This is a genomic window from Bradyrhizobium sp. 62B, from assembly GCF_030272265.2.
Lineage (GTDB): Bacteria > Pseudomonadota > Alphaproteobacteria > Rhizobiales > Xanthobacteraceae > Bradyrhizobium.
Window position 1 is genome coordinate 1137363 of sequence record NZ_CP092841.2, and the last position, 13946, is coordinate 1151308.

At 63.9% G+C, this 13946-nt stretch carries 16 protein-coding genes; 11 read left to right on the forward strand and 5 right to left on the reverse strand.

Features of this window, described 5'->3' with window-relative positions:
* Positions 1 to 53: 53 nt before the first annotated feature.
* Positions 54 to 1064, reverse strand: coding sequence for an NAD(P)-dependent alcohol dehydrogenase (locus ML401_RS05365; RefSeq protein ID WP_285810395.1), 1011 nt, complete (start codon positions 1062 to 1064; stop codon positions 54 to 56).
* 84 nt (positions 1065 to 1148) lie between these two features.
* Here ML401_RS05365 and ML401_RS05370 point away from each other — a divergent pair, with 84 nt between their 5' ends.
* Complete coding sequence (locus tag ML401_RS05370; protein WP_194406008.1) at positions 1149 to 1496, forward strand: MerR family transcriptional regulator; 348 nt, start codon at positions 1149 to 1151, stop codon at positions 1494 to 1496.
* Positions 1497 to 1506: 10 nt separating this feature from the next.
* Here the strand turns inward: ML401_RS05370 and ML401_RS05375 are convergent, their stop codons facing one another.
* Complete coding sequence (locus ML401_RS05375; RefSeq protein WP_211418849.1) at positions 1507 to 1872, reverse strand: helix-turn-helix domain-containing protein; 366 nt, start codon at positions 1870 to 1872, stop codon at positions 1507 to 1509.
* 148 nt (positions 1873 to 2020) lie between these two features.
* On the opposite strand from ML401_RS05375, the gene ML401_RS05380 reads away from it, so the two are divergent.
* On the forward strand, positions 2021 to 2755 hold the full coding sequence (locus ML401_RS05380) for an SDR family NAD(P)-dependent oxidoreductase (RefSeq protein ID WP_211418548.1): 735 nt from the start codon (positions 2021 to 2023) through the stop codon (positions 2753 to 2755).
* A gap of 199 nt (positions 2756 to 2954) precedes the next feature.
* Here ML401_RS05380 and ML401_RS05385 read toward each other — a convergent pair whose 3' ends face one another.
* The gene (locus ML401_RS05385; protein WP_063197425.1) at positions 2955 to 3839 is read right to left on the reverse strand and encodes an amidohydrolase family protein; all 885 of its coding nucleotides are present in this window, start codon (positions 3837 to 3839) and stop codon (positions 2955 to 2957) included.
* A gap of 340 nt (positions 3840 to 4179) precedes the next feature.
* Between ML401_RS05385 and ykgO the strand changes: the two genes are divergently transcribed.
* The 3 genes from ykgO to ML401_RS05400 all read left to right on the forward strand — a co-directional run bounded on the left by ykgO (position 4180) and on the right by ML401_RS05400 (position 5443).
* Positions 4180 to 4305 (forward strand): type B 50S ribosomal protein L36, encoded by a 126-nt coding sequence (ykgO, locus tag ML401_RS05390; protein WP_006611362.1) that lies wholly within the window; start codon positions 4180 to 4182, stop codon positions 4303 to 4305.
* A 119-nt stretch (positions 4306 to 4424) separates the two neighbouring features.
* Positions 4425 to 5057 (forward strand): tetratricopeptide repeat protein, encoded by a 633-nt coding sequence (locus ML401_RS05395; RefSeq protein ID WP_211418547.1) that lies wholly within the window; start codon positions 4425 to 4427, stop codon positions 5055 to 5057.
* A 125-nt stretch (positions 5058 to 5182) separates the two neighbouring features.
* Positions 5183 to 5443 (forward strand): hypothetical protein, encoded by a 261-nt coding sequence (locus tag ML401_RS05400; RefSeq protein ID WP_194406012.1) that lies wholly within the window; start codon positions 5183 to 5185, stop codon positions 5441 to 5443.
* Positions 5444 to 5465: 22 nt separating this feature from the next.
* Here ML401_RS05400 and ML401_RS05405 read toward each other — a convergent pair whose 3' ends face one another.
* On the reverse strand, positions 5466 to 5648 hold the full coding sequence (locus ML401_RS05405) for a hypothetical protein (protein WP_194406013.1): 183 nt from the start codon (positions 5646 to 5648) through the stop codon (positions 5466 to 5468).
* Between the two features lie 331 nt (positions 5649 to 5979).
* On the opposite strand from ML401_RS05405, the gene ML401_RS05410 reads away from it, so the two are divergent.
* A complete protein-coding gene (locus ML401_RS05410; RefSeq protein WP_285810483.1) occupies positions 5980 to 6936 on the forward strand; it encodes an alpha/beta fold hydrolase in 957 nt (318 codons plus the stop codon).
* 201 nt (positions 6937 to 7137) lie between these two features.
* Here ML401_RS05410 and cycA read toward each other — a convergent pair whose 3' ends face one another.
* The gene (cycA, locus tag ML401_RS05415; RefSeq protein ID WP_194406015.1) at positions 7138 to 7533 is read right to left on the reverse strand and encodes a cytochrome c-550 CycA; all 396 of its coding nucleotides are present in this window, start codon (positions 7531 to 7533) and stop codon (positions 7138 to 7140) included.
* A gap of 267 nt (positions 7534 to 7800) precedes the next feature.
* Between cycA and ML401_RS05420 the strand changes: the two genes are divergently transcribed.
* The 5 genes from ML401_RS05420 to ML401_RS05440 are packed head-to-tail and all read left to right on the forward strand — an operon-like array spanning position 7801 to position 13903.
* Positions 7801 to 9294, forward strand: coding sequence for an FAD-linked oxidase C-terminal domain-containing protein (locus ML401_RS05420; protein ID WP_194406016.1), 1494 nt, complete (start codon positions 7801 to 7803; stop codon positions 9292 to 9294).
* A gap of 6 nt (positions 9295 to 9300) precedes the next feature.
* Positions 9301 to 10476 carry a hypothetical protein gene (locus tag ML401_RS05425; protein ID WP_285810484.1) on the forward strand — a complete coding sequence of 392 codons (1176 nt, stop codon included), beginning with the start codon at positions 9301 to 9303 and terminating at the stop codon, positions 10474 to 10476.
* A 60-nt stretch (positions 10477 to 10536) separates the two neighbouring features.
* A complete protein-coding gene (locus ML401_RS05430; RefSeq protein ID WP_285810485.1) occupies positions 10537 to 11775 on the forward strand; it encodes an FAD-binding protein in 1239 nt (412 codons plus the stop codon).
* The gene (glcF, locus tag ML401_RS05435; protein ID WP_211418543.1) at positions 11772 to 13094 is read left to right on the forward strand and encodes a glycolate oxidase subunit GlcF; all 1323 of its coding nucleotides are present in this window, start codon (positions 11772 to 11774) and stop codon (positions 13092 to 13094) included. The genes ML401_RS05430 and glcF overlap by 4 nt, the downstream gene beginning before the upstream one ends.
* Positions 13091 to 13903, forward strand: a complete 813-nt coding sequence (locus ML401_RS05440; protein ID WP_211418542.1) for a hypothetical protein — start codon at positions 13091 to 13093, stop codon at positions 13901 to 13903. The genes glcF and ML401_RS05440 overlap by 4 nt, the downstream gene beginning before the upstream one ends.
* The last annotated feature ends 43 nt before the right edge of the window (positions 13904 to 13946 follow it).

Genomic DNA, 13946 nt, shown 5'->3' on the forward strand with positions numbered 1-13946 from the left:
GATCGTTGCGGGCGCAGGGACTATATCCGGCAACGCGAGATCGATCCACCAAGCTAAAGCCTCACGACGACCTTGCCGAAATGGACGCCGCTGCGCAGATGCGCATAGGCTTCGGGGACCTCGTCGAACCCAAAGACTCGATCGATGACGGGATGAATCGCGTGTTCGGTCAAGAACCGGTTCATCGCCGTGAAATGGTCCAACGATCCGACCGTCACTCCGATGATGTCCGCATTCTCCCATTGCAGGCGCGACAGGTCGGGCTTGGGACCGAAGCCGGTCAAGACGCCGACCTGGACGATCTTGCCGCCCGAAGCGACCGATCGCAGCGACCGGTCGTAGGTGCCGGGACCGCCGAGTTCGAGAATATGACTGGCGCCTTCGCCGTGCGTCGCCTTCATCAGGGCGACGTCCCAGTCAGGCGTATCTCGGTAGTTGATGAGGATCGAGCCGCCGAGCGCCCTGGCACGTGCGAGCTTCTCGTCCGAGGACGAGATCACAATGGCGCGGGCGCCGAGCGCCGCTGCGAATTGAAGGCCGAACAAGGCGACACCGCCTGTTCCCTGCACCAGCAGCGTGTCGCCTTTGCCCATGCCGCCGCGTACGACGAGGCCGTGGAATGCCGTGACGCCCGCACAGGGCAAGGTCGCGGCTTCGACCGACGACAGATGCGGCGGCACGGCGACGAGCGCGTTTGCCGGCAGCACGACATACTCCGCCAGCATTCCGTCCGTCGCGTTGCCGCCGAGGGATGACGGGACATAGCTCGACTTGAACGGCCCGGAGATCCAGTCGCGAAAGAACGATGCGGCGACGCGGTCCCCGGGCCGCCATTGCACGACGTCGGAGCCGATGGCGTCGACAACGCCCGCGCCGTCGGAGAGCGGCACGCGGCCGTTGAGCTCGTTCTGGCCCGCGCGGTCGAGGGTGATGAGATCGCGATAGTTCAGACTCGCGGCTTCGACCCGGATGCGAACCTCGCCACTCGCGGGTTCGAGCTTGCTGACGTCGGCGCGCGCGAGGCGGCCGGCACCAGCATGGCTATTCAAATGATAGGCTTTCATCGTTGCGCCCTCTCAAGCGGCATTCACTTGGATGAGCCGACCCTGTAAGGTCTGACAGCGCTGTAAGGGTCAAGAGGTTTTCAGATGAAGATTGGCGAGCTGTCCCGAAGGACGGGAGTCAGCGTCCGAATGCTGCGCTACTACGAAGGGGAAGGGCTGCTGGCGCCGCAGCGAACCACCTCCGGCTATCGTGACTATGGTCCGGCGGAAGAGCAAACCGTGCGGCGGATCAAGATGCTTGGCGCGGCCGGCATGACGCTCGAAACCATCCAGCGCCTGCTGCCATGCGTGCGGAATAACGATCCGGCGTTCACGCCGTGCAACGAGCTACGCAAAATACTTGCCGAGCAAGTCGATCTGATCAATGAGCGCATCGAGACACTCAGCCAGAGCCGAACGATTCTGGCCGGTTATCTCGCAAGCGTGAACTGATCGGAACGCGTCAGCTTCCTGCTCGCTTTGCCGTCCAGCCCTCGCGCTCGGCGAACACCCGGCTGACCTCCGCCATGTGCTCCGTGCCCCACGTGCAGAGCGGCACGAGCGCCTGGGCGAGGCTATGGCCCAAAGGGGTGAGGCTGTAGTCCACCCGCGGCGGCACCTCCTTGTAGTCGGTGCGCTTCACGAGACCATCGGCCTCCAGCTCCTTCAATTGCTGGATAAGCACCTTGTCGCTGACGTCGCGTATGGCGCGGCGGAGCTCGCCATAGCGAGTCGGGCCGTCCTGGGCGACGAAGTACAGGATCAGCGGCTTCCACTTGCCGGAGACAACCCGCAGGGTCGCGTCCAGGCCGCAGGTGAAGCCGGGCAGGGTCGGCGTGCAGCTCTGGACCGGTGGTGACGTCGGCGCAGGCGGAGAAATCGAGTCTGACATTTTTTGGGTACTTACCAAAAGGTGCATACTTGTCGATAGGTGGGTACGCCGCCAGCTCAGTGCAACCTCAGTGAAGGAGCACATCATGAGCAGACTACAAGGCAAGACGGCAGTGGTGACCGGCGGCGGCACCGGCATCGGATTTGGCGCGGCGAAACGGTTCGTCGATGAAGGCGCGTTCGTCTACATTTTCGGGCGGCGGCAGGAGCAGCTCGATGCCGCCGTGGCGAGGCTCGGATCCTCGGCGCGCGCCGTCAGGGGTTCCGTGACGGATCTGTCCGATCTCGATCGGCTTTACGAGACGGTCAGGAAGGAACGAGGCACGCTCGACGTTCTCTTCGCCAATGCAGGAACCGGGCTGTTCGCGCCGCTCGGCGAGATCACGGTCGAGCATTACGATCATATCTTCGACGTCAACGTGAAAGGGCTGGTCTTCACCGTGCAGAAGGCCCTGCCGCTGATGAAGCAGGGCGCGTCGATCATCCTGACCGGTTCGAGCACGGGCGTCATGGGCACGCCGCAGTTCAGCATCTACAGCGCGACCAAGGCCGCGATCCGCAATCTCGCGCGCAGCTGGGCGCAGGACCTGCGCGGCACCGGCATCCGTGTCAATGTGCTGTCGCCGGGGCCGACCAAGACCGAGCTGGCACTCGAGATCGTCGGCGAGGAAGCGTTCGATGCACTCGGCAGCGCCACGCCGATCGGACGCGTCGGCGCCCCGAGCGAGACCGGCGCCGTGGCCGCGTTCCTGGCGTCCTCGGACAGCAGCTACATGACCGGCGGCGAGGTCTTCGTCGACGGAGGCCTGGCGCAAGTCTGAGATTTAGTCGAATGCCGCCCCAATGAAGGTGTGCTCCCTCCCCCGCTTGCGGGGGAGGGCTGGGGAGAGGGTGTCTCCACAGCGGGATAATCCCCTAGAGGAATGAACGCTCACCCGCGCCTTCGGCGCGACCTCTCCCGCTGGCGGGAGAGGTGCACCGAGCCCGCCTGCTTGATTCAACTCAAGCCCGCTTCGCCCTTCAGATCCCCAAGATCTTCCTTGCGTTCGCCTTCAGCACCTTCGGCCGGATCTCGTCGCGGATCTCGATCTTGGCGAAATCCGACAGCCAGCGGTCCGGCGTGATGACAGGCCAGTCCGAGCCGAACAGCATCTTGTCCTGCAGGATCGAGTTGATGTAGCGCACCAGGATCGGCGGGAAATACTTTGGCGACCAGCCCGAGAGGTCGATGTAGACGTTCGGCTTGTGGGTCGCGACCGACAGCGCCTCTTCCTGCCAGGGGAAGGAGGGGTGGGCGAGGATGATCTTGAGGTCGGGGAAATCGGCCGCGACGTCATCCATGTACATCGGGTTGGAATATTTCAGCCGCATGCCCATGCCGCCGGGCATGCCCGATCCGACCCCGGTCTGGCCGGTGTGAAACAGCGCGATCGCGCCGCCATTGTTGATCTCTTCGTAGAGCGGATAGGCCATGCGGTCGTTGGCGTAGAAGCCCTGCATGGTCGGATGGAATTTGAAGCCGCGCACGCCGTATTCCTCGATCAGCTTGCGCGCCTCGCGGGCCCCTAACTTGCCCTTGTGCGGGTCGATCGAGACGAAGGGGATCAGGACGTCGAGATGGTCGGAGGCGGCCTCGATCATCTCGTAATTGTTGTAGCGGCGGAAGCCGGTCTCGCGCTCGGCATCGACCGGGAAGATCACGGCGGCGATGTTCTTGGACCGATAGTAGGCCGCTGTCTCCGGCACCGTCGGCGGATGCTTGTTCGGCGACTTGAAGTATTCCGCCATCTGCGCCTGGAAATCGTCATAGCCGTCGTCGGGGTGGCAGCCGCAGGGCTCCTCGGCATGGGTGTGGATGTCGATGGCGACGACTTTGTCGATATCAGGCAGCTTCAGCTTCGGCATGGGTGTCCTCCCGGCGGGTTGCCAAATTGATTATATGATATAACGAAATTGGCAAGCATCAGTGGCGGCGAAATCGCTGTCCGCAAAAGTCCTTGGCTCGGTCGAGCCCGGACGGGCCAGATCGGGCCGATCCGGCCGCATCTACTGTGCATGGGGTTGTTTTCCAGAATTTGCCGGCTGGGAACGCGGCAGTTAACATTGACATGACCTCCCGCCATGCCTTAAGAACCGCCCCGTCCCGGGCGGTCGTCCGCCAGCGGGAAAAATCTCATTTTGCCACATTCGCGCGTGCCGCAACGGTAGTGCCGAACACGGCCTTTCGAACGTTCAGGATTCCGCCATGAAGGTCCGTAACTCGCTGAAATCGCTGCGCGGTCGCCATCGCGCCAACCGCCTGGTCCGCCGCAAGGGCCGGGTCTATGTGATTAACAAGGTGCAGCGCCGCTTCAAGGCTCGCCAGGGCTGATCAGCAAAGGCTGATATTGCCCTGCCGGACGCCTGACGCGCTCCGCAAGACCACGGCTCACTCGAGTTTGACGCCGCCTTTGCTTTGCAAGGGCGGCTTTGCGCGTTTAGACTTTCACCATGGCAGTGAGATTCCTTTTTGCGCGCACCCTGTGTCTGGCCCTCGTGTTGGGAACCGCTGGGCTCGCGCCGGCCTTGGCACAGCAGGCTGAACCCCCCGGCAAGCAGAAGAAGCTTCCCGAAGCGCCGGCCAAGCTGCCGAAGGTCGATCGCACCAAGAATCTGGATTTCCTGTTCGGCGCGCTGAAGGCGGCGCCCGACGAGGCCAGCGCCAAGCATGTCGAAGCGCGGATCTGGGCGATCTGGCTGCAGACGCCGAGCGACACCGCGTCCTTGCTGATGGCGCGCGCCAAGACCGCGGTCGACGCCAAGAAGATCGAGGTCGCGATCAAGCTCCTGGACTCTGTCATCAAGCTCAGGCCCGACTACATCGAGGCCTGGAACCGGCGCGCCACGCTCTACTACATGCAGAACGACTATGGCCGCTCGCTCGCGGATATCCAGCAGGTGCTGGTCCGGGAGCCGCGCCATTTCGGCGCGCTCGCAGGTCTCGGCATGATCATGCAGGAGGTCGGTGACGAGAAGCGCGCGCTCGACGCCTACCGCAAGGCGCTCGCCGTCAATCCGCATCTCGAGAAGATCCCCGACCAGGTCAAGGCGCTGACCGAGAAGGTCGAGGGACGCGACATCTAGCCGACAACTCGATCAGCTTTCGAGCGATTGCAGCCCGCATGGATTAACCACGATCGGAAGCGCGGCATCGTGAGCACTATTGCCGGCGCCGCCGCAGGCCTACCTGCATGGCAGGAGCGAAAGCCATGAAGCGTTTGATCTTTGCGGGGTGCTTGCTGCTGGCGTCGGGGACGGTGAGCTTCGCCGACGGACTGTTCTGGGTGGTCGGCAACCGCGCCACCGGAAAGTGCAACATCGTGACCAGCAATCCGGTCATCATCGGCGATATCTGGTTCGGCGACGGTCCCTACAAATCCAGGGCCGATGCCAAGCTTGCCCGTTCGACGATTCGCGTCTGTCCCGCGCTCACGCCGGACGAGGAAAAGGACGAGGACGGTACGAACTAGCCTGCAGCTGATGCAGGACGAGCTAATGCAAGACGCTGCCGCCGCGCTCGACGAGGCCGCGATCGGCGGCTGCGGCGTAAGCCTTTGCCAGCTCCGTCTCGAGATGCTCGTTGATCAGCAGCAGCGCCCGCACGGCACCGCGCAGGTCGCCGTTGCAGCTCGCGACGATTTCGTCGATCGCAGTGTCGTTTGATCTGAAGCTCATCGAAATTCCTCCGGTTCAAACCAGGACAATTTCTGCCGATCTTTCCCACATCCCCTGAGGCCTGCGAGGAGGATCGGCGCCCACCCGCGCCTAGATGGCGGAACCGACCATGGCGATTATAAGGAAGCCGCGATGACGGCCGCATGAAGCGTTCCGAGGCTTGCGTGTCCTCTTGGAATATTGTTGATTCCATTGAGTTTTTACGTTCCGCAATTATGCACATATCCACAGCCCCGGCATTTTCGGTGGACGCAACGAAAGCCGAGGCTGCGAAACTGCCACCCATCGGACCCGTAGCTGCCCTGTGCCCTGGATCTCTCGGATTCTCTCCATGATCGTGATGTCAGTCGTGACGGCGCTGGTTGTCCTGGCGCTGGTCACGCAGGCCGGAATCGTCGCCGTGCAGCGCGCCTTTCCGTCGCAGGGCGAGATGGTCGAGGTCGACGGCGCTGTGCTTCACGTCGTCGACATCGGCCCGCGCGATGCGGGGGTCCCGATCGTGATGCTGCACGGCGCAAGTGCCAATCTCGAAGCGATGCGGCGCCCGCTGGGCGACCTCCTTGCCAGGACCCATCGCGTCATCCTGGTGGATCGTCCCGGCCATGGCTGGAGCACGCGCGCGCGGCGCGAGGATTCCGCGCCGCAGGTCCAGGCGCGGATGATCGACGAGATGCTTGGCAAGCTCGGGATCGCGCGCGCGGTCTTCGTCGTGCATTCCTGGAGCGGCGCGCTGGGTGCGCGGCTTGCGCTCGATCATCCGACCCGCGTCGCCGGCCTCGTCATGCTTGCGCCCGTCACCCATCCCTGGCGCGGCGGCGTCGGCCGTTACAACGAGATCATCGCGACGCCGGTGATCGGGCCGCTGCTCGCCTACACGATCACTCTGCCGCTCGGGTATTTCCTCACTGACGCCGGTGCGCGCAGCGTGTTCCTGCCGCAGGTGATGCCTGATGGTTTCGTGCGGGAGTCCGCAACGCCCCTGCTGCTGCGCCCGCGCGAATTCATCGCCAACGCCTATGATCTGGTGACGCTGAAGCAAGCCGTCGCCGCGCAGGCTCCGCGCTATGGCGAGATCAAAGCCCCGGTCACCATCATCGCCGGCGAGCCCGACAAGACGGTGAGGACCGCCATCCACGCCCGCCCGTTCGCGGCCATGGTGCCGAATGCGAAGCTGATCGTGCTGCCCGATCTCGGCCACATGGTGCAGAACGCGGTGCCGGATCTGGTGAAGACGGAGATCGAGGCGTTGATCGGAAGAATCGTCCCGGCGCAAGCGGCGGCCGATTAGAGCGCTTTCGAGTGAACGCTGCTCCGCGCTGAGATCGTGGGCACGGCGCTTTGCGCCTTTGCTCACGCTACGGCACTGCAGCCGGGATGTGCACTGTATTATCGCGATGACGCCATGGAGAGCGGGCGCCAAAACAAAAAGCTGCAGCTTCGGTCCTGATTGGGTCAGAGCCCGAAGCTGCAGCGACTGTCTTTTGCAGGCTTACTGCTTGGTCTTCCCGTCCTTGTCGAACTGGGAGACGTAGGCCCAGAGATTGTTGATCTCGGTCTCGTTCTTGATGCCGGCGAACGCCATCTTGGTGCCGGGGATCTTGGCCTTGGGGTCCTTGATGTATTCCTTGAACACGGCCTCGTTCCAGGTGATGCCGGAATTCTTGTTCGCGTCCGAATAGCTGTAGCCTTCGACGGTGCCCGACTTGCGGCCGTTGAGGCCGTTGAGCTCGGGGCCGACCTTGTTCTTGGCGCCTTCGCCGATCGCGTGGCAGGCCAGGCATTTGTTGAACGATGTCTTGCCGGCCGCGACATCCTGCGCCATCGCGGCGGGTGCGGTGGCAATCATGGTGAGGATCGTCAGTGCGCCAAAGGTCAATTTTGTCATCGGATGCTCTTCGTCTCTTCCCTGGTGGGTCTGGCCTGGTCGGTCTCATGCCGGATCGGCAATCGCCCGACCTGCCGGTTTTGGCAGGCCTGCTCGGCTTGGACAAGCCACCAAACCATGACAGGTTTCATCATTTCCGACTTGTCCCAGAGCGAACTGGTGAAGGATCGTCGATCCGACTTTCGGATAGCCTACCCAAACAGGCGCGGACGTGATTGATTTGCTGAGACAAAATCGATCATGCGGCGTGAGCCGGAAGGATAAGTCATGGCCATTATGATGCCCGCGAGCGACCAGGCCGTGCTCGCGCGGCGCGCTGAGATCGTTGCCGCGCTGCGCGCAATCGTCCCCGGCGAGGGCGTGATCGATACGCCGGCCGAAATGCGGGCCTATGAATCCGACGGGCTCACGGCCTATCGGCAGCCGCCGATGGTCGTGGTGCTGCCCGAGACGACCGAGCAGGTCGCGCTCATCCTGAAATATTGTGCAGAGCAGAACATCAAGGTGGTGCCGCGCGGCTCCGGCACATCGCTGTCAGGCGGGGCCCTGCCGCTGGAAGACGGCGTGCTGCTCGGACTCGGCAAGTTCAAGCGCATCCGCGAGATCGATTTCGACAACCGCGTCGTCGTCACCGAGCCCGGCGTCACCAACCTCGCCATCAGCCAGGCGGTCGCTCATGCCGGCTTCTACTACGCGCCCGATCCGTCTTCGCAGATCGCCTGCTCGATCGGCGGCAATGTCGCGGAAAATTCCGGCGGCGTGCACTGCCTCAAATACGGCATGACCACCAACAACGTGCTCGGCTGCGAGATCGTGCTGATGAGCGGCGAGATCCTGCGCATCGGCGGCAAGGGGTGCGAGAATGCCGGCTACGACCTGATGGGGGTCATCACCGGCTCCGAAGGCCTGCTCGGTGTCATCACCGAGATCACGGTGCGCATCCTGCAGAAGCCGGAGACGGCGCGCGCGCTGATGGTCGGCTTTGCCGAGGTCGAGGCGGCCGGCGAGTGCGTGGCGCGCATCATCGGCGCCGGCATCATCCCCGGCGGCATGGAGATGATGGACAAGCCCGCGATCCACGCGGCCGAAGCCTTCGTGCATGCCGGCTATCCGCTCGACGTCGAGGCGCTGCTCATCATCGAGCTCGACGGTCCCAAGATCGAGGTCGACGAGTTGATCACGCGGGTCGAGACCATCGCGCGAGGCTGCGGCTCGGTGACGCTGCAGATTTCCAATTCGGAGGCCGAGCGCAACCTGTTCTGGGCCGGCCGCAAGGCCGCGTTTCCGGCGGTCGGCCGCATCTCGCCCGATTATCTCTGCATGGACGGCACCATTCCCCGCGGCGCGCTGCCGAAGGCGCTGGCGCGCATCCGTGAGCTCGGCGAAAAATACCAGCTCGGCTGTGCCAACGTGTTCCACGCCGGCGACGGCAATCTGCACCCGTTGATCCTCTACGATGCCAACAAGCCCGGCGAGATCGAGCGCGCCGAGGCGTTCGGCGCCGACATCCTGCGCGCCTGCGTCGAGTTCGGCGGCGTGCTCACCGGCGAGCACGGCGTCGGCATCGAGAAGCGCGACCTGATGCCCGACATGTTCAGCGAGATCGACCTCAACCAGCAGCAACGGCTGAAATGCGCTTTCGATTCCCAGGGCCTGCTCAATCCCGGAAAGGTATTTCCGACCCTGCATCGCTGCGCCGAGCTCGGCCGCATGCATGTCCATGCCGGCAAGCTCGCGTTTCCGGATCTGCCGCGGTTCTAGCGCGCGATGAGCGAATTCAGCGTCAGCTATCATATTCGCCTCAGCGAAAGCATTAATGCGCAGAAGCTGCTGCGCGAAGCCAAAGCCGCAGGCATCGTGTTTGGACCAGCGAATGGTTGGCTGACATTCGTTCCGTACGCTGGCTTGGCGGCGTACCGAAGTGCTGGTGAGGTGCGTTTTGCGGATTATCTTTCGAATCTCACTGGCCTTCCCGTCCTGTATTATTGCTCTTCCGAGGACCACGGTTGGAGCTTCGCACTCGCGGACAAGGAGCGCCCCCTGGTGCAGTTCGCGTGCTGGTGGGACCCGCAGCCGGCTGTCGAACGCGACCAGTTCGATCCGCTTGCGCTAACTCCCTTTGTCGCAACGGAGGCGCTCGAACCGCTACTCCGTCCGTTCAACAACGAGGAGGCGATGCGTGCGCGACCTGCCGATCGGTTCGGTGAGTTGCTCGGCCTTCCCGCGTATCAGTGGCTCTCTCCTGATCTGGCGCAGGACCACACACAGGACCTTTTGGACCGGGCCGGTCGCAAGCTCGGCACCAAGCCGGCCAGCGCGGCAGTGCGGTTCCAGCTTCCTCCGAACCGGAAGATCGCTTTCCCCGAGCCCGCTCCGACCGCGCGCGAGGCCCTGAACCTCATCACCCCGTTCATGGCGCAGTTCAAACCGCCATGGGGCCTGATGATGGTGACGACCTGGGGCTTCGACGTGCCCGAAGGTCGTGGCGTTTGGAAGGTCTGGTGGCGCTACGGTGACAGTGGCGACACAGTGACGGCGGTCCTCGCGAACGATGGCCGAGTATTGTTCAGCGCAGACTCCATACCGTCTTACGCGACCGACCGTATGGCGAAGGCAATTCACTTGCCAGAAAAGTGGCTCGACAGCCCCCACGTCACGGCGATCATGGCAGAATTGCCCATTCCCGACGGATTTGACGGAGGGCGTATGGGCTCCATGACTCTCAAATCGCTCAATGACTGTCTTCACTGGGAAATTGTGGTCGCTGGCAACCGGGGCCAAGTCGGATCGTCCTCGTTCTGGACCGTGTATGTCGACGCCGTCTCGGGAGAAGTCCTCGCTGAGGTTCACACTCGGAAGGTCGGCTTCCAGGAGACAGTTCGACAGCGGGTGCGGAAGGGAGATTGGACGCACGTGGATGCGTCCAGCCAATCGACAGCTTGAGGCAGGGCTCCCGATGCTGCAAATTTGCTTTTCATCCTAAACTTGGATACCGGCTCATCCGTGGATACGCTCAAGGTCAGAGACGCCAAAGACGTCGAAGAGGTGGTGCGCGCGGCGATTGCCAACGAGCAGCCGCTCGAGATCATCGGTCATGGCAGCAAGCGCAGCATCGGCCATGCGATGGCGACCAACGCGGTGCTCGACCTCTCCGCGCTGAATGCGATCACCTCCTATGAGCCGAACGAGCTCATCATCACCCTCCAGGCCGGCGCGCCGCTGGCCGACGTGCTGTCGCTGATCGATGCCAAGAACCAGCAATTCGCCTTCGAGCCGATGGACACGGCGCCGCTGCTCGGCATGCCGCCATCAGGCACCATCGGCGGCATGATCGCAGCCGGGCTCGCCGGTCCGCGCCGGATCAGGGCAGGCGGGGCGCGCGACCACCTCTTGGGGGCGCACGCCGTCTCCGGCTTCGGCGACAGCTTCAAGACCGGCGGCAAGGTGGTGAAGAATGTCACCGGCTACGACCTCTGCAAGCTCTTGGCGGGATCCTGGGGCACCTTGTCGGTCATGACCGAGGTCACGCTGAAGGTGATGCCGAAGCCCGAGGCGGAGCGGACGCTGCTGCTGCGCGGGCTCGACGATGCCATCGCCAACAAGGCCATGACCGCGGCGCTCGGCTCGCCCTTCGACGTCTCGGCTGCCGCGCATCTGCCGAAATCGGCGCTCCGGGCCGAGACCGAGGGGCTCGGCGACATCGCAGGCCAGGGCGAGGCGCTGACCATGCTGCGGCTCGAAGGCATCATGGCCTCCGCCGCCCATCGCGCCGGCTCGCTGCGTGAATTGCTGGCGCCGTTTGGCACCGCGACGCTGATCGAGGACGCGGCTTCCGCGGCGCTATGGGCCACGATCCGCGACGTGCTGCCGTTCGCGGCCAGCGGCGCGCTCGGCGCCTGGCCGGTCTGGCGGATCGTGTGTCCGCCGGCCTCCGGTGCGGTGCTCGGCACGCAATTGGCGCGCGAGACCGGGGGCGAGGTGATCTACGATTGGGGCGGCGGCCTGATCTGGGCCGCATTGCCGCCGAAGGATGACGCGCATGGCCCGATGGTGCGCGCGCGTGCCAATGCGCTCGGCGGGCACGCTACGCTGATCCGGGCGGTCGATGACGTCAGGCGCAATGTCGATGTGTTCCATCCGCAGGCGTCGGGTGTTGCCGCCCTGAGCGAGCGGGTCCGCGCCAGTTTCGATCCGAAGACCATCCTCAACCGGGGGCGGCTGACGCGGGGCGCCACGGCATGAAGACCGAATTCTCCCTGACGCAGCTCGCCGATCCCGACATTGCCGAGGCCGACAAGATCCTGCGCGCCTGCGTCCATTGCGGCTTCTGCACCGCGACCTGTCCGACCTATGTGCTGCTCGGCGACGAGCTCGATAGCCCGCGCGGCCGCATCTATCTGATCAAGGAGATGCTGGAGAAGGACCAGGCGCCGACGGCGGAAGTGGTCAAGCATGTCGACCGCTGCCTGTCGTGCCTGGCCTGCATGACGACCTGCCCCTCGGGGGTGAACTACATGCACCTCGTCGACCAGGCCCGGGTCAGAATCGAGCAGCGTTATCAGCGGCCGCTGACCGAGCGGCTGCTGCGTCAGGTGCTGGCCTTCGTGCTGCCGGACCCGCAGCGTTTTCGTATCAGCATGGTGCTGGCGCGGCTGGCCCGTCCGCTGGCCGTGTTCCTGCCGACGCCGCGACCCTCGGCTACGCCCGGCCTGATCCAGCGCATCAAGGCAATGCTGGCGCTGGCCCCTCAGCGCCTGCCCGCGCGGGGCGCCCTGCCGGGCAGCGTGTTCGCGGCGCGCGGCAAGAAGCGCGGCCGGGTCGCGCTGCTCCAGGGCTGCGCCCAGCAGGTGCTGGCGCCGCGCATCAACCAGGCCGCCATCAGCCTTCTCACCCGCCACGGCATCGAGGTCGTCCTGGTCAGGGACGAGCAGTGCTGCGGCGCGCTGACCCATCATCTCGGCAACGACCACGACGCCCTGGCCCGCGCCCGCGCCAATGTCACCGCCTGGCAAAAGGAAGCGGCAGGCGAGGGGCTCGACGCCATCCTCGTCACCACGTCCGGCTGCGGCACCGTGATCAAGGACTACGGCTATCTGCTGCGCGAGGACAAGGCGTTTGCGGCCGACGCGGCGAAGGTGTCCGCGCTCGCCAAGGACATCACCGAATACGTCGCCGGCCTCGGATTGGAATCGCCTGCGCGACAGGACAACATCGTCGTCGCCTATCACTCCGCATGTTCGTTGCAGCACGGGCAGAAAATCACGAGCCTTCCGAAAGAATTGCTTTCCAAGAATGGATTCGTGGTGAAAGATGTGCCGGAGAGCCATTTGTGTTGCGGTTCGGCGGGGACTTACAACATTCTCCAGCCCGAGCTTGCGGGCCGGTTGCGCGATCGCAAGGTCGCCAACATCGCGAGCGTCGAGCCGGACATGATTGCCGCGGGCAATATCGGCTGCATGGTGCAGATAGCCAGTGGCACGTCAGTTCCGGTCGTACACACGATTGAGCTTCTCGATTGGGCTACGGGCGGGTCGCGGCCGGCACTGAACGCGCAAGATTGAGCTTTCAGGGCCTGAACTTTCCTCCCGGGGTGACGACTGAAGACGCCCGATCGACCATTGTTCGGCGGCAACAGGAGGACCACGATGGCGAAAGCGAAGAAGAAGAAAAGCAAGAAGGCCAAAAAGGCCAAGAAGGTTGTAGCGGCGAAGAAGACCGCAAAGAAGGCAGCCAAGAAGTCCGCGAAGAAGTCTGCCAAAAAATCTGCCAAGAAATCTGCCAAGAAATCGAAGAAGGCTGCCCCCAAGAAAGCTGGGAAGAAGGCCGCCAAGAAGGCTCCGAAGAAGTCGGCCAAGAAGGCCGCCAAGAAGGCCGTGAAGAAAGCCGCCAGGCCGGCTGCACCGAAGAAGGCGGCACCGAAGAAGGCGAAGGCAGCTCCCGCGCCGAAGCCGTCAGCACCGCCGCCTGCTCCGGCTCCCGCGCCCGAGCCGGCAGCCGAGACAAGTTGGGCGATGCCTTCGTCTTCTGCGGAAGCGGCGCCGGCCGAGGGGCAGAGCTAGGTCCCAGCCAGAACGGCGATCGCCAACGGGAGGGCCGCTGCGGTGACGCTGCGGCCTTTTTGCATCGCCACGGGTTACCTCCGGAAGCCGCCCTTTCCGTTGCGTGGCTGATTCGTAGCCCGGCTGCCACGCTGGCTGCCTTACCCGTACTTGCACGGTCCCTCCGTGCATTTTGGAAGGCATATAATGTGATCGAGAAGACACACAGCCCGACAACCTTTCGTGGAATCGCCAAAACGCCCAAAAAGTCGGCAGATGCCCGTGATTTTTGCTTCACGGCCCACATCCCTCAATCCAAATTGTCGCGGTAACGCGATTTTGCGCGGGTCGTTCGCCCCGGGGGGCTTCCGGGAT

Coding starts and splice junctions, on each gene's coding strand:
- ML401_RS05410 (WP_285810483.1), top strand. CDS start 5,980: ATGATCGTGATGTCAGTCGTGACGGCGCTGGTTGTCCTGGCGCTGGTC.
- glcF (WP_211418543.1), top strand. CDS start 11,772: ATGAAGACCGAATTCTCCCTGACGCAGCTCGCCGATCCCGACATTGCC.
- ML401_RS05400 (WP_194406012.1), top strand. CDS start 5,183: ATGAAGCGTTTGATCTTTGCGGGGTGCTTGCTGCTGGCGTCGGGGACG.
- ML401_RS05385 (WP_063197425.1), bottom strand. CDS start 3,839: ATGCCGAAGCTGAAGCTGCCTGATATCGACAAAGTCGTCGCCATCGAC.
- ML401_RS05365 (WP_285810395.1), bottom strand. CDS start 1,064: ATGAAAGCCTATCATTTGAATAGCCATGCTGGTGCCGGCCGCCTCGCG.
- cycA (WP_194406015.1), bottom strand. CDS start 7,533: ATGACAAAATTGACCTTTGGCGCACTGACGATCCTCACCATGATTGCC.
- ML401_RS05405 (WP_194406013.1), bottom strand. CDS start 5,648: ATGAGCTTCAGATCAAACGACACTGCGATCGACGAAATCGTCGCGAGC.
- ML401_RS05380 (WP_211418548.1), top strand. CDS start 2,021: ATGAGCAGACTACAAGGCAAGACGGCAGTGGTGACCGGCGGCGGCACC.
- ykgO (WP_006611362.1), top strand. CDS start 4,180: ATGAAGGTCCGTAACTCGCTGAAATCGCTGCGCGGTCGCCATCGCGCC.
- ML401_RS05425 (WP_285810484.1), top strand. CDS start 9,301: ATGAGCGAATTCAGCGTCAGCTATCATATTCGCCTCAGCGAAAGCATT.
- ML401_RS05370 (WP_194406008.1), top strand. CDS start 1,149: ATGAAGATTGGCGAGCTGTCCCGAAGGACGGGAGTCAGCGTCCGAATG.
- ML401_RS05420 (WP_194406016.1), top strand. CDS start 7,801: ATGGCCATTATGATGCCCGCGAGCGACCAGGCCGTGCTCGCGCGGCGC.
- ML401_RS05395 (WP_211418547.1), top strand. CDS start 4,425: ATGGCAGTGAGATTCCTTTTTGCGCGCACCCTGTGTCTGGCCCTCGTG.